This window comes from Streptomyces sp. NPDC037083, assembly GCF_055606485.1.
Genome location: NZ_JBVJSQ010000012.1, coordinates 251,837 through 269,861 on the forward strand (window position 1 = coordinate 251,837; position 18,025 = coordinate 269,861).

At 69.8% G+C, this 18,025-nt stretch carries 13 protein-coding genes and 1 tRNA gene; 11 read left to right on the forward strand and 3 right to left on the reverse strand.

What is annotated here, in order from left to right:
• Positions 1-718 precede the first annotated feature (718 nt).
• The 8 genes from dnaN to ACZ7DE_RS29655 all read left to right on the forward strand — a co-directional run bounded on the left by dnaN (position 719) and on the right by ACZ7DE_RS29655 (position 10,841).
• Positions 719-1,849 (forward strand): DNA polymerase III subunit beta, encoded by a 1,131-nt coding sequence (gene dnaN / locus ACZ7DE_RS29620; protein WP_470766438.1) that lies wholly within the window; start codon positions 719-721, stop codon positions 1,847-1,849.
• 303 nt (positions 1,850-2,152) lie between these two features.
• On the forward strand, positions 2,153-3,028 hold the full coding sequence (gene gnd / locus ACZ7DE_RS29625; RefSeq protein ID WP_470766440.1) for a phosphogluconate dehydrogenase (NAD(+)-dependent, decarboxylating): 876 nt from the start codon (positions 2,153-2,155) through the stop codon (positions 3,026-3,028).
• 52 nt (positions 3,029-3,080) lie between these two features.
• Positions 3,081-4,202 (forward strand): DNA replication/repair protein RecF, encoded by a 1,122-nt coding sequence (gene recF, locus ACZ7DE_RS29630; RefSeq protein ID WP_470766442.1) that lies wholly within the window; start codon positions 3,081-3,083, stop codon positions 4,200-4,202.
• Complete coding sequence (locus ACZ7DE_RS29635) at positions 4,199-4,735, forward strand: DciA family protein (protein WP_470766444.1); 537 nt, start codon at positions 4,199-4,201, stop codon at positions 4,733-4,735. The genes recF and ACZ7DE_RS29635 overlap by 4 nt, the downstream gene beginning before the upstream one ends.
• A gap of 398 nt (positions 4,736-5,133) precedes the next feature.
• Positions 5,134-7,194, forward strand: coding sequence for a DNA topoisomerase (ATP-hydrolyzing) subunit B (gyrB, locus tag ACZ7DE_RS29640; protein ID WP_470766446.1), 2,061 nt, complete (start codon positions 5,134-5,136; stop codon positions 7,192-7,194).
• Between the two features lie 42 nt (positions 7,195-7,236).
• Positions 7,237-9,831 (forward strand): DNA gyrase subunit A, encoded by a 2,595-nt coding sequence (gene gyrA, locus ACZ7DE_RS29645; RefSeq protein ID WP_470766448.1) that lies wholly within the window; start codon positions 7,237-7,239, stop codon positions 9,829-9,831.
• 18 nt (positions 9,832-9,849) lie between these two features.
• Positions 9,850-10,641, forward strand: coding sequence for a DUF3566 domain-containing protein (locus ACZ7DE_RS29650; protein WP_470766450.1), 792 nt, complete (start codon positions 9,850-9,852; stop codon positions 10,639-10,641).
• A 123-nt stretch (positions 10,642-10,764) separates the two neighbouring features.
• Positions 10,765-10,841 (forward strand) — tRNA-Ile (locus tag ACZ7DE_RS29655).
• Between the two features lie 153 nt (positions 10,842-10,994).
• On the opposite strand, the gene ACZ7DE_RS29660 is transcribed toward ACZ7DE_RS29655, so the two are convergent.
• Entirely contained in the window at positions 10,995-12,389 is a 1,395-nt protein-coding gene (locus ACZ7DE_RS29660; RefSeq protein ID WP_470766451.1) for a helix-turn-helix domain-containing protein, read from the reverse strand.
• A gap of 378 nt (positions 12,390-12,767) precedes the next feature.
• Between ACZ7DE_RS29660 and ACZ7DE_RS29665 the strand changes: the two genes are divergently transcribed.
• Positions 12,768-13,379, forward strand: coding sequence for a DUF4232 domain-containing protein (locus ACZ7DE_RS29665; RefSeq protein WP_470766453.1), 612 nt, complete (start codon positions 12,768-12,770; stop codon positions 13,377-13,379).
• 110 nt (positions 13,380-13,489) lie between these two features.
• On the opposite strand, the gene ACZ7DE_RS29670 is transcribed toward ACZ7DE_RS29665, so the two are convergent.
• A complete protein-coding gene (locus tag ACZ7DE_RS29670; protein WP_470766455.1) occupies positions 13,490-13,855 on the reverse strand; it encodes a DUF6344 domain-containing protein in 366 nt (121 codons plus the stop codon).
• Positions 13,856-14,203: 348 nt separating this feature from the next.
• On the opposite strand from ACZ7DE_RS29670, the gene ACZ7DE_RS29675 reads away from it, so the two are divergent.
• Both ACZ7DE_RS29675 and ACZ7DE_RS29680 read left to right on the forward strand, forming a co-directional pair.
• The gene (locus ACZ7DE_RS29675; RefSeq protein WP_003999697.1) at positions 14,204-14,332 is read left to right on the forward strand and encodes a DLW-39 family protein; all 129 of its coding nucleotides are present in this window, start codon (positions 14,204-14,206) and stop codon (positions 14,330-14,332) included.
• Positions 14,333-14,574: 242 nt separating this feature from the next.
• Entirely contained in the window at positions 14,575-16,026 is a 1,452-nt protein-coding gene (locus tag ACZ7DE_RS29680; RefSeq protein WP_470766457.1) for a hypothetical protein, read from the forward strand.
• Here the strand turns inward: ACZ7DE_RS29680 and ACZ7DE_RS29685 are convergent.
• Entirely contained in the window at positions 15,990-17,798 is a 1,809-nt protein-coding gene (locus tag ACZ7DE_RS29685) for a serine/threonine-protein kinase (RefSeq protein WP_470766459.1), read from the reverse strand. The genes ACZ7DE_RS29680 and ACZ7DE_RS29685 overlap by 37 nt on opposite strands.
• Between the last annotated feature and the right edge of the window lie 227 nt (positions 17,799-18,025).

An 18,025-nucleotide genomic window follows, 5' to 3' on the forward strand; every position in this document is an offset into this window, starting at 1 on the left:
CCTGGGGACTGGGAAGTTGTCCAGACTGTGTCCACAGGCTGCCTCGGTGCGGGATCATCGAGCCAGGTCAACAGGCTGTGGATTCGTGGACGAACGATCTCCACAGGCTGTGGACAAAAAAATGATCCACAGGCTGTGCATGAAGTTGTCCACCGGCAACCCACAGGCTGAGGCCGGTTGTCCCCAGCGATCCCCGGCTTCTCCACATGGCTGTCCACTGTTCGGCAACCCGACGCGTCTCCTCACCGCGTCGAGTGAAAGGCGTCACACGAAGTTGCCGAGGGGGCCTGTGGGAAAGACACGCAAAGCTGGGGACGACGCTGGGGACAAGTCGCCCCTGCCTGTGCACGGAGTGTGCAGAACTTTCCGTTCTCCACAGAAGACCCCGGTTGTCCACCGCCTCCGCCCACAGGGCCAGTGGATAAAAAATCGCCTCTGAGCTGCGAAAACGAGGTTATCCACGGTATCCACAGGCCCTACTACTACTGACAACTAGAGAGAGCGAGGAATCCGTTTCGAAGTGGGTCCTGTGCACAACTCGCTCTTCGGTGCCCGGCTGCCCCTCGTCACGACTTGACCCCGAGGGGCACCGACTGTCAGTGCGGTGCGTCAGACTGGTCCCCGATGGTCCTTCCCCTCTCCGGGGCCGACCACACCGAGACAGACGACGAAGGCCAGGCAGGGCGAGAAGCGCCGGCAACAGCAGGAGGCGGCAAGAGTGAAGATCCGGGTGGAACGCGACGTACTCGCGGAGGCCGTGGCCTGGGCGGCGCGCAGCCTCCCGGCCCGTCCGCCGGCGCCTGTCCTCGCCGGCCTGCTGCTGAAGGCCGAGGACGGCCAGCTGAGCCTGTCGAGCTTCGACTACGAGGTCTCCGCCCGGGTCTCCGTGGAGGCCGAGGTGGAGGAGGAGGGCACCGTCCTCGTCTCCGGTCGGCTGCTCGCGGACATCTGCCGCGCCCTGCCCAACCGTCCGGTGGAGATCTCCACGGACGGTGTACGGGCCACGGTGGTCTGCGGCTCCTCGCGCTTCACCCTCCACACACTGCCTGTGGAGGAGTACCCCTCCCTGCCGCAGATGCCGAACGCGACGGGCACGGTCCCCGGCGAGGTCTTCGCCTCCGCGGCCGCCCAGGTCGCCATCGCCGCCGGTCGTGACGACACGCTGCCCGTCCTGACGGGTGTGCGCATCGAGATCGAGGGCGACACCGTCACGCTGGCCTCCACCGACCGCTACCGCTTCGCGGTCCGCGAGTTCCTGTGGAAGCCGGAGAACCCGGAGGCCTCCGCGGTCGCCCTGGTGCCCGCCAAGACGCTCCTGGACACCGCCAAGGCGCTCACGAGCGGCGACAGCGTCATCCTGGCGCTGTCGGGCTCGGGCTCCGGCGAGGGGCTGATCGGCTTCGAGGGCGCGGGCCGGCGCACCACGACCCGCCTCCTGGAGGGCGACCTCCCGAAGTACCGCACGCTGTTCCCGACCGAGTTCAACTCCGTCGCCGTGATCGAGACCGCCCCCTTCGTGGAGGCCGTCAAGCGCGTCGCCCTGGTCGCCGAGCGGAACACCCCGGTGCGGCTCAGCTTCGAGCAGGGCGTGCTCATCCTTGAGGCCGGCTCCAGTGACGACGCACAGGCTGTGGAGAGGGTCGACGCGCAGCTGGAGGGCGACGACATCTCGATCGCCTTCAACCCGACGTTCCTGCTGGACGGCCTGAGCGCCATCGACTCCCCGGTCGCCCAGCTGTCGTTCACGACGTCCACCAAGCCCGCGCTGCTCAGCGGCAAGCCGGCGCTGGACGCGGAGGCGGACGACGCCTACAAGTACCTGATCATGCCGGTGCGGCTGAGCGGCTGAGCAAGGGGCGCGGGGGCGGGCTCGGCCGGACTGCTGCTGGGGGTGTGGGGGGCGCCCCCCACAAGATCGCAGTATGCCGGTGCGGCTGAGCAGCTGAGCGGCTGAGCGCGCGTGTGTCCACTCGGTCGTCCACAGGCGGTGGACGACCGGGCCGGTCCCTGGGGACGAAGCCGGCGGTGAACCCGCAGGTGGGGCCGTACGTCTGAGCGCGTATGCCCACAGGTGTGCGTGAGGGTCCGGGTTTAGGCTCGGACGTGGGCACGAGGTGCCCCACACGCCACACAGCGACCTAAGGAACAACTGATGGAGCTCGGTCTCGTCGGCCTCGGCAAGATGGGCGGCAACATGCGCGAGCGGATCCGCCGCGCCGGCCACACCGTCGTCGGATACGACCGCAACCCGGACCTCGCCGACGTCCACAGCCTCGAAGAGCTCGTGGGCAAGCTCAAGGGCCCGCGGGTGGTCTGGGTGATGGTCCCGGCCGGCGCCGCCACCCAGTCGACCGTCGACGAGCTCGCCGAGCTGCTGGAGCCGGGCGATGTCGTCGTCGACGGCGGCAACTCCCGCTGGACGGACGACGAGAAGCACGCCGAGGAGCTCGCAGCCAAGGGCATCGGCTTCGTCGACTGCGGCGTCTCCGGCGGCGTCTGGGGCCTGGAGAACGGCTACGCGCTGATGTACGGCGGCGAGGCGGAGAACGTCGCCAAGGTGCAGCCGGTCTTCGACGCGCTCAAGCCCGAGGGCGACTTCGGCTCGGTGCACGCCGGCAAGGTCGGCGCCGGGCACTTCGCCAAGATGGTCCACAACGGCATCGAGTACGCCATGATGCAGGCCTACGCCGAGGGCTGGGAGCTGCTGGAGAAGGTCGACTCGGTCACGGACGTGCGCGAGGTCTTCCGGTCCTGGCAGGAGGGCACGGTCATCCGTTCCTGGCTGCTGGACCTGGCCGTCAACGCCCTCGACGAGGACGAGCACCTCGACAGGCTGCGCGGCTTCGCACAGGACTCCGGCGAGGGCCGGTGGACCGTGGAGGCCGCCATCGACAACGCCGTGCCGCTGCCCGCGATCACGGCCTCGCTGTTCGCGCGGTTCGCCTCCCGTCAGGACGACTCGCCGCAGATGAAGATGATCGCGGCGCTGCGCAACCAGTTCGGCGGCCACGCCGTCGAGAAGAAGTAATCCACAGGGTCGCACCGCGATCCACAATCCTGGGGGAGGTCGGCGAACGACCATGCACGTCACGCATCTGTCGCTGGCCGACTTCCGCTCGTACGCCCGGGTCGAAGTTCCGCTCGACCCGGGCGTCACCGCTTTCGTGGGCCCCAACGGGCAGGGCAAGACCAACCTCGTCGAGGCCGTCGGCTACCTCGCGACCCTCGGCAGCCACCGGGTCGCCTCGGACGCGCCCCTGGTCCGCATGGGCGCCGACCGAGCGATCATCCGGGCGCAGGTCAGGCAGGGCGAGCGGCAGCAGCTGATCGAGCTGGAGCTGAACCCGGGCAAGGCCAACCGTGCCCGCATCAACAGGTCCTCGCAGGTCAGGCCGCGTGATGTGCTGGGCATCGTGCGGACCGTGCTGTTCGCGCCGGAGGACCTCGCGCTGGTGAAGGGCGATCCCGGTGAGCGGCGCCGGTTCCTCGACGAGCTGATCACCGCGCGCTCGCCGCGGATGGCGGGCGTGCGCTCGGACTACGAGCGGGTGCTCAAGCAGCGCAACACGCTCCTGAAGTCGGCCGCGCTCGCGCGTCGGCACGGCGGGCGTTCCATGGATCTGTCGACGCTCGACGTGTGGGACCAGCATCTGGCGCGGGTGGGCGCCGAGTTGCTCGCGCAGCGCCTCGACCTGGTCGCGGCGGTCCAGCCGCTGGCCGACAAGGCGTACGAGCAGCTCGCGCCGGGAGGCGGTCCCGTGGCTCTGGAGTACAAGTCGTCCGCGCCCGGTGAGGCGCACACGCGTGAGGACCTCTACGGCCAGCTGATGGCGGCGCTCGCGGAGGCGCGCAAACAGGAGATCGAGCGGGGCGTCACCCTCGTGGGGCCGCATCGGGACGATCTGACGCTCAAGCTGGGTTCGATGCCCGCCAAGGGGTACGCCTCCCACGGCGAGTCCTGGTCGTACGCGCTGGCGCTGCGGCTGGCCTCCTACGACCTGTTGCGGGCCGAGGGCAACGAGCCGGTGCTCGTCCTGGACGACGTCTTCGCCGAGCTGGACGCCCGTCGGCGGGAGCGGCTGGCCGAGCTCGTCGCGCCCGGCGAGCAGGTGCTGGTGACGGCCGCGGTGGACGACGACGTGCCGCATGTGCTCGCGGGGGCCCGGTACAGCGTGTCCGAGGGGACGGTGGAGCGCGTATGAGCGCCGACGAGCCCGCCCCGAAGAAGACGCCGGAGCCGTCCGGCGTCGATCTCGCGCGTGTGGCGCTCAGGGCGGCGCGGGAGCAGGCACGCGCGCGTGGGGACGCGGCGCAGCAGAAGAAGCAGGCCCGGCGCGGGGGCGGCCTGCGTTCCGGCGCGGGCGCGGACGGCCGCGACCCCATGGCGTTGGGCGCCGCGATCAACCGGCTGCTCACCGAGCGGGGCTGGGAGGCGCCGGCCGCGGTGGGCGGTGTGATGGGCCGGTGGCCGCAGATCGTCGGCGAGGACGTGGCCAAGCACTGTGTGCCGGAGAGGTACGACGAGGACGAGCGGGCGTTGATCGTGCGCTGCGACTCGACGGCCTGGGCGACGAACCTGCGGCTGCTCGCCCCGACGCTCGTCGCGCGTCTCAACGAGGACCTGGGCCATGGCACGGTCCGGCTGATCAAGGTGCTGGGTCCCGGTGGTCCCCCGCGTCGCTACGGCCCCCTCAGGGCCCCCGGGAGCACCGGTCCCGGTGATACCTACGGGTGACGTGCGTCACGTCTTGTCGGCCGGGGCGGTCCTGTCGTGACCGCCCCGGCCGTCGTTTTCCGCGCCCGCGTGCGGGTGCTGACAGCGACCTGACTCCCAAGTAGCCAAGGGTTGACACCCGGAAGCGCTGAGTGCCGCTGTGAGCCTCTTGGAGCCCCCTTCCACATATCGGGACCCGGAAGAGACCGGTTGAGGGCGGCACATGCGGACTCAGGTACCGGCAAACCCCCATCAGTGTCAGTGCTACCGGTAGACTGGAAGCCAATCCCGCCCCAAACGTGGGGACCGCCCGGGAAAAGCTGAGCAACGCTGATCAAGGCTTACCAACGCAACATGCCGCAGCCGCTCCGGCAACCCGCCGACGAGCCTGGCTGGTGCTGTGCCAGAAAGGGCGCTTCGTGGCCGATTCCGGCAACCCCAACGAGAACATCCCGTCCACCGACGCCGGCGTGAACAGCGAGGCCAACGCCTCGGGTCACGAGGTCACCGCCTCGTACGACGCCAGCGCCATTACCGTCCTCGAGGGCCTGGACGCAGTCCGCAAGCGACCCGGTATGTACATCGGTTCCACCGGTGAGCGCGGTCTGCACCACCTCGTGTACGAGGTCGTCGACAACTCGGTCGACGAGGCGCTGGCCGGCCACGCGGACACCATCGACGTGACGATCCTGGCCGACGGCGGCGTGCGGGTCACCGACAACGGCCGTGGCATCCCGGTGGGCATCGTCGCCTCCGAGGGCAAGCCGGCCCTCGAGGTCGTGCTGACCGTGCTGCACGCGGGCGGCAAGTTCGGCGGCGGCGGTTACGCGGTCTCCGGCGGTCTGCACGGTGTCGGCGTCTCCGTCGTCAACGCCCTGTCGAGCAAGGTCGCGGTCGAGGTGAGGACCGACGGCCACCGCTGGACGCAGGACTACAAGATGGGCGTCCCCACGGCGCCGCTGGCCAAGCACGAGGCCATCGAGGACACGGGCACGTCGGTCACCTTCTGGGCCGACGCCGACATCTTCGAGACCACCGAGTACTCCTTCGAGACGCTCTCGCGGCGCTTCCAGGAGATGGCGTTCCTCAACAAGGGCCTGACGATCAAGCTCACCGACGAGCGCGAGTCGGCGAAGGCCACCGCCGGGGCGGACGAGGCGGGTGCGGACGACAAGAACGAGGTCAAGACCGTCACGTACCACTACGAGGGCGGCATCGTCGACTTCGTGAAGTACCTCAACTCCCGCAAGGGCGAAGCGGTGCACCCGACGGTCATCGACCTGGAGGCGGAGGACAAGGACAAGAGCCTGTCCCTCGAGGTCGCCATGCAGTGGAACAGCGGTTACAGCGAGGGCGTGTACTCCTTCGCCAACATCATCCACACGCATGAGGGCGGCACGCACGAGGAGGGCTTCCGTGCGGCGCTGACCAACCTGGTCAACAAGTACGCGCGCGACAAGAAGCTGCTGCGCGAGAAGGACGACAACCTCACGGGCGACGACATCCGCGAGGGTCTGACGGCGATCATCTCGGTCAAGCTGAGCGAGCCGCAGTTCGAGGGCCAGACCAAGACCAAGCTGGGCAACACGGAGGCCAAGACCTTCGTCCAGAAGGCGGTCTACGAGCACCTCAACGACTGGCTGGACCGCAACCCGGTCGAGGCGGCGGACATCGTCCGCAAGGGCATCCAGGCGGCCACCGCGCGCGTGGCGGCCCGCAAGGCGCGGGACCTGACGCGCCGCAAGGGTCTGCTGGAGTCGGCTTCCCTGCCGGGCAAGCTCTCCGACTGCCAGTCGAACGACCCGACCAAGTGCGAGATCTTCATCGTCGAGGGTGACTCCGCCGGCGGCTCGGCCAAGTCCGGCCGCAACCCGCAGTACCAGGCGATCCTCCCGATCCGGGGCAAGATCCTCAACGTCGAGAAGGCGCGGATCGACAAGATCCTGCAGAACCAGGAGATCCAGGCGCTGATCTCCGCGTTCGGCACCGGGGTCCACGAGGACTTCGACATCGAGAAGCTCCGCTATCACAAGATCATCCTGATGGCGGACGCCGACGTCGACGGCCAGCACATCAGCACCCTGCTGCTGACCTTCCTGTTCCGCTTCATGCGGCCGCTGGTCGAGGCCGGGCACGTGTACCTCTCCCGCCCGCCGCTGTACAAGATCAAGTGGGGTCGGGACGACATCGAGTACGCGTACTCCGACCGTGAGCGCGACGCGCTGATCGAGATGGGCCGCCAGCGCGGCAAGCGGGTGCGCGAGGACTCGATCCAGCGCTTCAAGGGTCTCGGCGAGATGAACGCCGAGGAGCTGCGCGTCACGACGATGGACCAGGAGCACCGCGTCCTGGGGCAGGTCACCCTCGACGACGCCGCCCAGGCCGACGACCTGTTCTCGGTCCTCATGGGCGAGGACGTCGAGGCACGCCGTGCCTTCATCCAGCGCAACGCCAAGGACGTCCGCTTCCTCGACATCTGAGTCGGTCTCAGCTGACCGGACCAGGAAGGATCATCACCAGCAATGACCGACGAGAACACTCCCGTCACCCCTGAAGAGGGCGGCGACATCGCCATGCGCATCGAGCCCGTCGGGCTCGAGACGGAGATGCAGCGCTCGTACCTCGACTACGCGATGTCCGTCATCGTCTCCCGCGCGCTGCCGGACGTCCGCGACGGCCTCAAGCCCGTCCACCGTCGCGTCCTGTACGCGATGTACGACGGCGGCTACCGCCCCGAGCGCGGCTTCTACAAGTGCGCCCGCGTGGTCGGCGACGTGATGGGCAACTACCACCCGCACGGCGACAGTTCGATCTACGACGCCCTGGTGCGCCTGGCGCAGCCGTGGTCGATGCGCATGCCGCTCGTGGACTCCAACGGCAACTTCGGCTCCCCGGGCAACGACCCGGCGGCGGCCATGCGGTACACCGAGTGCAAGATGGCGCCGCTGTCGATGGAGATGGTCCGTGACATCGACGAGGAGACCGTCGACTTCACGGACAACTACGACGGCCGTTCCCAGGAGCCGACGGTTCTGCCGGCGCGCTTCCCGAACCTGCTGATCAACGGCTCGGCCGGCATCGCGGTCGGCATGGCGACCAACATTCCCTCGCACAACCTGCGCGAGGTCGCCTCCGGCGCCCAGTGGTACCTGGAGAACCCGGAGGCCTCGCACGAGGAACTCCTGGACGCGCTGATGGAGCGCATCAAGGGCCCCGACTTCCCGACCGGCGCGCTCGTCGTGGGCCGCAAGGGCATCGAGGAGGCGTACCGTACGGGCCGCGGTTCGATCACCATGCGGGCGGTCGTCGAGGTCGAGGAGATCCAGAACCGCCAGTGCCTGGTGGTCACGGAGCTGCCCTACCAGGTCAACCCCGACAACCTCGCGCAGAAGATCGCCGACCTGGTGAAGGACGGCAAGATCGGCGGCATCGCGGACGTCCGTGACGAGACCTCGTCGCGCACGGGCCAGCGCCTGGTCATCGTCCTGAAGCGGGACGCGGTCGCCAAGGTCGTCCTGAACAACCTGTACAAGCACACCGACCTGCAGACGAACTTCGGCGCGAACATGCTGGCGCTGGTCGACGGCGTCCCGCGCACCCTCTCGCTGGACGCGTTCATCCGGCACTGGGTGACGCACCAGATCGAGGTCATCGTCCGCCGTACGCGCTTCCGGCTGCGCAAGGCCGAGGAGCGGGCGCACATCCTGCGCGGTCTGCTGAAGGCCCTGGACGCCATCGACGAGGTCATCGCGCTGATCCGGCGCAGCGACACCGTCGACATCGCGCGTACGGGCCTGATGGAGCTCCTGGAGATCGACGAGATCCAGGCCAACGCCATCCTCGAGATGCAGCTGCGCCGACTGGCCGCCCTGGAGCGCCGGAAGATCATCCAGGAGCACGACGAACTCCAGGCGAAGATCACGGAGTACAACGAGATCCTCGCCTCGCCGGTCCGTCAGCGGGGCATCGTCAGCGCCGAACTCGCCGCGATCGTCGAGAAGTACGGCGACGACCGCAAGACGATGCTGGTGCCCTACGACGGCGACATGTCCATCGAGGACCTGATCGCCGAGGAGGACATCGTCGTCACCGTCACGCGCGGCGGCTACGTCAAGCGCACCAAGACGGACGACTACCGCGCCCAGAAGCGCGGCGGCAAGGGCGTGCGCGGCGCGAAGCTGAAGGAAGACGACATCGTCGACCACTTCTTCGTCTCCACCACGCACCACTGGCTGCTGTTCTTCACCAACAAGGGCCGGGTCTACCGGGCGAAGGCGTACGAGCTGCCGGACGCCGGGCGGGACGCGCGCGGCCAGCACGTCGCGAACCTGCTGGCCTTCCAGCCGGACGAGGCGATCGCCGAGATCCTCGCGATCCGCAACTACGAGGTGGCGCCCTACCTGGTCCTGGCCACCAAGGGCGGCCTGGTCAAGAAGACGCCTCTGAAGGATTACGATTCGCCGCGTTCCGGTGGTGTCATCGCGATCAACCTCCGTGAGACGGAGGACGGTTCCGACGACGAACTGATCGGAGCTGAACTCGTCTCGGCCGACGACGATCTGCTTCTGATCAGCAAGAAGGCGCAGTCGATCAGGTTCACCGCCACGGACGAAAGTCTTCGGCCCATGGGCCGTGCGACCTCGGGCGTCAAGGGCATGAGCTTCCGTGAGGGAGACCAGCTGCTCTCGATGAATGTTGTTCGACCCGGTACGTTCGTGTTCACTGCCACAGACGGTGGGTACGCGAAGCGGACCGCCGTCGACGAGTACCGCGTCCAGGGTCGCGGCGGCCTCGGCATCAAGGCCGCCAAGATCGTCGAGGACCGCGGTTCTCTCGTCGGCGCGCTGGTGGTCGAGGAGACCGACGAGATCCTCGCCATCACGCTGGGCGGCGGTGTGATTCGTACGCGAGTCAACGAGATCAGGGAGACGGGCCGTGACACGATGGGCGTCCAACTGATCAACCTGGGCAAGCGCGATGCCGTGGTCGGCATCGCACGTAACGCCGAGGCGGGGCGCGAGGCGGAGGAGGTCGACGGCGACGTTGCCGTGGACGAGTCCGTCGACGGCGCCGCGACCACCGGCACGGACGAGGGTGAGGCGCCCTCGGCCGAGTAGCACGAGGAGAGAGTCATCGTGAGCGGAGCCACGGGCGCCGGTACGTCTGCCGGTACGGACAAGGACGGCGGCGGCCGTGGCTCCGCCGCGCCGGCGGGGGACGCGCGTACGACCGACGCGCGGGGCGCGGGGGCGGCCGAGGGGCGTGCGGCGGACACCCACACGACCCAGCTGAAGGCCATCAAGGCGCCTGTGGCGGACTCACCCTCTCCCTCGTCCTCGCCCAAGACGCAAGGACCAAAGGGATCCCAGGGGGGAACCGTGACGGACACCCGAGGCTCGCAGGCCAAGCAGCCAGACGCGTCTCCGCTTCCTGGTGAGCGGCAGCCGCAGCAGCCCGCCGGGCCCTACCACCCGCCGCAGGCCTACCCGACGCAGGCGGCCCCCGCGTCGGCCGGCGCGGTGCGCCGGCCGCGGACCGGCGCCCGCACCACGCCCCGCGTGCGCAAGGCGCGGCTGCGCGTGGCCAAGGCCGACCCGTGGTCGGTGATGAAGGTCAGCTTCCTGCTGTCCATCGCGCTGGGCATCTGCACGATCGTCGCGGCCGCCGTGCTGTGGATGGTCATGGACGCGATGGGCGTTTTCTCGACGGTCGGCGGCACGATCTCGGAGGCGACCGGCTCCAACGAGTCGAACGGCTTCGACCTGCAGTCGTTCCTGTCGCTCCCCCACGTCCTGATGTTCACGTCGATCATCGCGGTCATCGACGTCGTCCTCGCGACGGCCCTGGCGACGCTCGGCGCGTTCATCTACAACCTGTCCGCGGGATTCGTCGGCGGAGTCGAGCTGACGCTGGCCGAGGACGAGTGACCTCGTTGTTCCAGCGGTTCCGAACCCGCGCCGAGAGCCCCGCGACTATCGATTTTGGGACTGCCCAGGTCGTGCGCTAATCTTCAGGAGTCAGCGCGCGGGACACACACCGCAGAGCGCGGCGGGGCTATAGCTCAGTTGGTTAGAGCGCATCCCTGATAAGGATGAGGCCACAGGTTCAAATCCTGTTAGCCCCACCAGCCAGAAGGCCCCCGGACCATCGGTCCGGGGGCCTTTTGACGTCCATGGGTGACACCGACGGGGTCAGCCGAGGAGAGGTCTTCCACAGCTCTGCGAGCAGCGTCGCAGCTTCCCGCTGTAGGACCCCGCCCCGGTGCCGCCGACTTACTTCCTCATTCGCCGGTTTCCGCCTCGTCGTAGGCGGTGGTCATGGGGATCCAGCCATGGGGGTTGCGGTACCAGTAGTGCGGTAGCCCGTTGATGCTGGTGGTGCGGAACGGGCGGCCGTGGTCGTCGATGCGTACCGTGCCGGTTCGCCCCTGTGAGGACCAGTCGAGCTCGAGGTACCAGTCGCAGGTGCAGGACTCGGTGCGCGCGGAGAGCAGCAGGACCTCCGGCTCCCGCAGGGACACCTGGTAGGGGAAGCCGATCGCGGGGGCCGGTCTGTCCGGGTCGTTGCCGGGCATCGAACGGGCCAGGGGCCGGTGCGCGTCGAGGTTCACGGAGAAGTAGCGGGGGATGAGGACGGCGCCACAGCCTTCATACATGGAGTAGGCGATGCTCCCGCGGGCGGCGGGCGTGGTGCGGTCGACCACACGCACGTGCAGTGCCTCCAGGACGACGGCGGCGGAGCCGCGTCCCTGCACCGAGATCCGCAGGTTGGTGGTGCGCCCGTGCACCGCATCCAGGGACGCGGCCCACACCGCGGCGTCCGCCGGGGTCGGCGGCGGTGGGACCTGCTGCGGTGGCTTGGCGATGACGTAGTCATGGTCGCATTCGAGCTGCCAGAGCTGGGAGTTGGCCGTCCAGGTGAGCGGGGCCGACGACGGGACGGTCCCGGCGCCCGCCCGGTCCTTCTGCGGGCTGCCGTCGCTGTGCGTGGCCGACGCCGTGGGTTGTGGTGTGGTGCGGGCGGAGGCCGACGACCCATCGCTGCCGGAGGGAGGTCCGGCAGCGGATCGCGGGCTGCCGTCGCTGTGCGTGGCCGACGTCGAAGGTTGCGGTGTGGTGCGCGCGGAGGCCGACGACTCACCATTGCCGGAGGGGGGTCCGGCAGCGGATGCGGTGAGGCCGGCGAGCGCGATGGCGAGCGAGGCCGCCAGCGCCAACGAACGCACGGGCCGCCGGCGCGGGTGTCCGGCACGGGGTCGCCGGTCGGCCGGGGAGGGCGGCTCGGGGCGTGGGTCGGCCGGTGAGGGCGGCTCGGGTGTCTCGGGCGCCGGGCTGGTGCGGCTCGGGGATGCGGCCGGTGCCGCGGTGCTCGTGGTGTCGTGGGGCGTCCGTGCCCGCCGGGCATCGGAGGGGCGTGGCCGTTGCCGTGCCGCGGCTGCCAGGATCCACCGGCGGTGCAACTCCACGCGTTCCTCGCGGGAGGCTCCGCAGAGTGCGGCGAACCGCTCGATCCCGGTGAAGTCCAGGGGGACCGCCTCACCGGCGCAGTAGCGGTGGAGCGTGGAGGCGTTCATGTCCAGACGGCGGGCCAGCGCCGCGTAGCTGCGATCCGTGCGCTCCTTCAGACGCGTCAGCAGCAGCGCGAACTCCGTCACGTCGTCGTGGATTGCATCCATGTGGTCCGTACCCGCATCCATCCGTCGGCCTGTGCCGTCATGTCCTGGTCAGGGACGGCATGCCAGGCACTCCCCGTACCTGCACGTCGGTACGGCTGGGGATGGTTCCCGGGATACGCCGACGCTCTCTTCGAGACCGCCCTCACCCGCGCCGGGTGTCCGGATGCCGGCCTCGGGGAGTTCCCCATCCCGGACCGGCATCCCAGGCTTCCTTGTTCCTGCAGGTCATGGGGGGTGGGATCACCCCTCCGTTGCAGGTTGGGGGGCAGCCGTTGTCCCAGGCCCACGAGGCGTTCGACGCTATGGCCGTCGCACCGGCCGAGGCGTCCGACGGGACCCGGCATGCGACCTCGTACCGATCAGAAAAGGAACGTTCATATGAACATGAAGACCCTTGGGGCCCGCCGTGTGGCCGTGGCCGCGGGCCTCGTCCTGGCTCTCGGATGCGGTGTGTCGGCACAGGCCTCCGCCACCGGGCCGCGGACGATCAGCGGGAAGGCCGGCGACGCGGTGACGCACCGCTCGGCCGGCAGTGGGGACCAGGGCACCGTCGCCGCCTGCTCCCACGAGGTTCTCGGAGTGTCGGCGGTGAAGGAGCCCGCGGACAGCAAGGATGCCAGGCACCTCCTCCTCACCGTCCAGAACGCCGGCGACAAGAAGTGCAACCTCTACCGCTACCCCCTCGTGCGGCTTGGCGCGGGCCGGACCACGGCCCCCGTGATCAAGGAGAGCGACCCGAACCCGGGGGTGCCCGTCACCCTCGCTCCGGGTGAGGAGGCGTATGCCGCCCTGCTCGTCAGCGGTCCGATGGACGAGTACGAGGCGAAGAGCATCACCCTCGGCCTCCAGGGCCGTAAGCCCGGTAGCAGCGCGGGCAGGCCGATCGATGTCCCCATGCCCGTCGAGACGTTGTACGCCAACGACGGTCAGCGCGTCACCTACTGGACGACTGCTCCCGGGTACGCCCTGGATTTCATCATGTCGAAGTGAGCGTGCGGCACGGCGAAGGCCCGGTGGCTCCTGGGGGAGCCGCCGGGCCTGTTCCGTGCGGGCTGTACGCAAGTTCGCCGTTACGTCTTGGTGGGGAGGGCGCCTCGGGTTCAGCGCTGGAGGGGGACGTCCGGTTCGTCGGGGTCCGCCGGGTCGCAGGAGGCCGTGGTGTGCTCGGCCTGTTCCGTGTCCGGCAGGCCGCGGTGGCGGCAGCTGGGGGACTTGCCGTGGGCCTCGGCGTGGATGCGCTGCTTCATCGTGGGGGGAAGCGAGCGTGCCAGGGACCGGAGTGAGGGTGACGAGGCCGTCGGCCATGCCTGCGTGAGCGCGGTGGTCGCGCTCTCGCTGTTGCGCGCCGGCTCGGTTTGTGCCGTCGCCGTCGTGGCGGTCGTCGTGATGAGTCCGAGCGCAGTGCACAGCGCGATCACGGCGGTGACGATGGCGGTCCACAGCTTCATGACCCGGTTCTCGGTCATGGCCCCTCACTTCCAGGTCGGGCGATTTGCGTACTTTCCTCATGATGTGTATGGGGGGTGCGAAGTGGTGGATCGACGCTCGCGCCGTGGCGTTGTTCCGATGAACACCACTCGGATGGGTGCAAGGAGGTGGAAAAGGGGAGGAAAAGTGACCTTGAGGATGTTGTCGGGCGAAAATCACCCTCTGTGGAGGTGTGATCACCCTCCGATCGGAGCGGTGCGATCCGCTTCTACTGCGCTGCCGAGAGCGGCAGTTGAGGGGCGGACGCAGGTCACCGATCGGTATCGGTCGGTGTGTATAGTCGGGCGCCAGAGGTCCCCTACGTCAAGGAAAGACGAGGTCGCGCGGTGAAGAAGCTTCTCCTGGTCGCACTGGCCGCCATCGGCGGGCTCCTCGTGTACCGCCAGATCCAGGCGGATCGCGCCGAGCAGGATCTGTGGACGGAGGCGACTGACTCCGTGCCCACGGGTTCGTGAGAATCGATACCGAAGACTGAGCAGACCCCGGCCGCCGCTCGCGGTCGGGGTTTTGTGTTGCGCGGGCCCCGGTCCGGGGTTAGAAGCGGGCTTTTCGGACGCTCGTACGCAATGGCCGGGTGCCGCGCGCCCGAGCGGGGCAGGATGACCCACGTTCGGTCGAAGGCGAGGGGGCGGAGTCGATGGGCCGGCGTGCGGGACGTGGGGCGGTCGGGTGGCGGGCCGTCGTACGGATCACGGCCGTGGCAGCGGCGCTCTGCGCGTCGTCGGCCGCGCTGCCCGGACCGGTCGCCGTGGCCGCGCCGGACGCCACCTCGTACGCCTTCGCCGACGACGTCCGCCCCGTTCAGGCGGCGACGGGCACCACCGGAGCCGTACGGCTGGAACCCGGCGCCACCTACCGGAGCTCACTTCCGGGGCGGGGCCAGGGACAGGACGAGGGTCAGCAACCGGGTCAGGGCGACGGCGCGGGGCAGGGTACGGGTACGGCGGGCGGGGCTTCGAAGGTCTACTTCCGGCTCGAACTTGACGACGTCTCGAACGTCTACGTCGCCGTGACGGCGATCCCGCGCGCGGGGTCCACGCTCGCCGTCGGCGACGGGATCAGCGTCTCCGTGCAGAACGCCGACAGCGCCCCCTGCTCGCACGACTCGGCGACCATCGGGGCGTCCAAGAGCCCGCAGCCGATCACGGCCTGGGGCGCGCGCGAGCTCTCGCCGGGGAAAGGGACCTGCCAGGGGTCGGGTACGTACTACGTCATCGTCGAGCGCATCGGCAGAGGCATCGGTACGGGTACCGGTACAGGCACGCGCAGCGGTAGCGGTAGCGGCAATAGCAGTAGCAGTAGCGGTGGGGAGGAGCCCTGGGAGCTGGAGATCGCGCCCGTCTCCGAGCCCTCGCTGAAGAAGGCGGCCGCCACGAGCGTGCCCGAGGAGTGGGACTCCGCCACGCCCACACCGCTCGCCGGCGAGCCGGTCGCCGTCCGCGGAGGAGCCGGCTTCACCCGGGCGACCGCCGTGGAGCAGGGCGTCTGGAGCGACGAGATCGTGCCCGGTCAGACCCTCTTCTACAAGGTGCCCGTCGACTGGGGCCGTCAGGTGTCGGCCTCCGTCGACCTGGGAAGCGCGGACGAGGACTCCGGGTACGTGGTCGACGCCCTGGACATGACCCTGTACAACCCCGTGCGGGTCGAGGTCAGGGACGTGAACGTCGGCTACGGCGGCGAGCAGAAGTCGGCCGCTCTGGCCCCCGTGCCGCCGGTCAGGTACGTCAACCGGTACGCGCCCACGAACCCGACGAAGTCCCTGCGCTTCGCCGGCTTCCACTACCTCGTGGTGCACCTCGCGACGCAGGTCGGCGAACGCTTCGGAGCCGGGCCCTACGGGCTGACCCTGCGCGTCCGCCTCGACGGGAGCACACAGGCCGGCCCGGGATACGTGGGGCGGTCGGCGCCGCGCGGGTTCTTCGACGTCGGCGCGCGGGATCCGGAACTCTCGGCGGGGACGGGCCTTACGGTCGGCGGCGCGTCCGGAGACGGCGGTGCGTCGGACGGCGACCCCGCGATGAAGGCGGTCGCCGTGGGCGGCATCGGCGCCGGAAGCATCCTGCTGGCGGTGCTCGGCGTCTGGACGCTGACCGGCCGGCGCAGGGCCGCGGCTCAGATCCGCGCCAACGCCCAGAATCCCACCGCGTAGCAGGCCAGGGCGAGGAGCAGCATCGGCACCGCGACCCTGGCGGGCGGGCCGGGACGCCCACGGCGGACGGCACGGTGCCCTCGTCGACGAGCGTTCCGCGGCGGGATCGTCTGCGCGGACGACGGCATGGGCGGCGGCCCGTTGTACGGGCTCTGCGGGCTCGGCGGGATCTGCGGTGTGTGAGGGGTTCCGGGGTCCTGAGCGGTGTAGGAGGCCGTCGAGGCGTCCGGGAGCCGGCCGTGGGAGGGGAGCGCGAACGTCGAGTCGTAGGCGGAGGCGGCGGAAGGGGTGGGGGAGGCGGGAGCGGCCGGGTGCGGTGGGGGCGGGGGTGCGGGTGGCGGCGCGTAGGCGGGCGGACGGGGAGCGGAAGGCTGCGCGGGCGTGGGGGAGGAGGCGCCGGTGGGCTGGGGAGGCGGCAGATGAAAGCTTCCGGTGTCCGACATGGAGGGCTCGGGGGCGGCCGGCCGGGTCGTCCGATGGGCGGGCCGGCGTGGATCGATCGGCACGGAGTCCGTCCCGGGCCAGGCAGAGCCAGAACCGGTGCCGTTGCGGCTGCCGGTACCGGTACCGCCTCCCGTTCCGCCTCCCGTTCCCATACCCATACCCGTGCCGGTCCCGGCACCGGTACCCGTTCCCGTGCCGCTGACTCCCGGAGTGGGTCCGGCCGGCTGCCAGGGCGCGGCGCCCATGCCCGGGTGGGCAGGATCGGCGGCCGCCGCTGGGCCGGAGGGCCCGGATCCGGTGCCCGTAGGGGCCGACCCGGGGGCCGATCCAGGGGCTGACCCGGGGGCGAACCTCTCCGGATGCGAGGGCAGGGATCCGGCGTCCGGGCGGGCCGAGTCGTCGGCGGTTTCTGTGCGGGTGGGAAAGGAGTCGACGCCCCGTGCGCGCATCGAGGGGCCTTGGGGTCCGAACCCCTTGGGCAGCGGCCCCAGTTGGTCGAAGATCTCGATCATCTCGTCGTCCGGGCCCGGCTCGGGCAGGAGCTCGACGGCGGCCGCGAGCGCCTTGCGCGCCCCTGTGGCCGTGCGGAAACGTGCCTGCGGGTCCGGCTGCAGCAGGGTGGCCACCACCTGCCAGAGCGGTTCCGGGACGCTCTTGGGGGCGCTCGGCGTCCCGTGTTCCGTGAAGTACTGGACGAGTGCCTTGGCGTCGGGCTTGGCGCCCTCCAGCAGGTACAACGCCACCAGGCCGACGGCGAACAGGTCGGCGGGGAAGTCCGGGTCGGCGCCCAGCATCTGCTCGGGCGCGAGGTAACCGGGCGTTCCCACCACGAGGTTGGTGTCGGTCAGGCGGGGCTCGCCCAGCCGCATCGCGATGCCGAAGTCGGAGAGCCTCAGGCGCGGGCGGGCCGTACCGGTGGCCTCCAGCAGGATGTTGGCGGGTTTGATGTCGCGGTGCACGACGCCTTCCGCATGGACCGCGGTGAGCCCGGAGAGCAACTGGTCGAGCAGGGTGCACACGAACACCGGCGGCAACGGGCCGTAGTCGCCGACGAGATGGACCAGCGAACCGCCGGCGACCAGGTCCATCGTGAACAGGACCTTGTCGTCGTCGGCGGCCCAGCTGGCGGGCGCGAGCACATGGGGGTGGTCGATCCGCAGCGCCTGTTCACGCACGAAGCGCAGCAGCGCGTGCGCGTCGCTCTGCTGGAGCACCTTGGCGGCCACGTAGCGTCGGCGGCGGTGGTCCCAGGCACGCCAGACCGCGCCGACCCCTCCGCGGCCGATCGGATCGGCCAGTTCGTACCGTGCGGCGAAGACCTCACCCATGGCAGTGCGTCGCTCCTCCCCCTCGTCCCCCTGGTCTCCTCGTCCCCCTGGTCCCCCGTGGGTTCCCGTGGATCCCCCCTGGTCCCCCGTGGTCCTTCTCGCCCCCCTTGGACTCCCCCTTGGAGAGAGAAACAACCCCGTGACGAGCGACACGACCCCCCGTGTACCTCGCCGCGTCATCGCGTCCCGCCGAAGCGCTGAAGCGCCGACCGCCCGGCTGCCGAACC

What these genes read in the sequence shown, in the direction of transcription:
- ACZ7DE_RS29685 (WP_470766459.1), bottom strand. Translation starts at nt 17,798, where the DNA reads ATGGGTGAGGTCTTCGCCGCACGGTACGAACTGGCCGATCCGATCGGC.
- ACZ7DE_RS29660 (WP_470766451.1), bottom strand. Translation starts at nt 12,389, where the DNA reads ATGGATGCAATCCACGACGACGTGACGGAGTTCGCGCTGCTGCTGACG.
- recF (WP_470766442.1), top strand. Translation starts at nt 3,081, where the DNA reads ATGCACGTCACGCATCTGTCGCTGGCCGACTTCCGCTCGTACGCCCGG.
- ACZ7DE_RS29670 (WP_470766455.1), bottom strand. Translation starts at nt 13,855, where the DNA reads ATGACCGAGAACCGGGTCATGAAGCTGTGGACCGCCATCGTCACCGCC.
- gnd (WP_470766440.1), top strand. Translation starts at nt 2,153, where the DNA reads ATGGAGCTCGGTCTCGTCGGCCTCGGCAAGATGGGCGGCAACATGCGC.
- ACZ7DE_RS29635 (WP_470766444.1), top strand. Translation starts at nt 4,199, where the DNA reads ATGAGCGCCGACGAGCCCGCCCCGAAGAAGACGCCGGAGCCGTCCGGC.
- gyrA (WP_470766448.1), top strand. Translation starts at nt 7,237, where the DNA reads ATGACCGACGAGAACACTCCCGTCACCCCTGAAGAGGGCGGCGACATC.
- ACZ7DE_RS29665 (WP_470766453.1), top strand. Translation starts at nt 12,768, where the DNA reads ATGAACATGAAGACCCTTGGGGCCCGCCGTGTGGCCGTGGCCGCGGGC.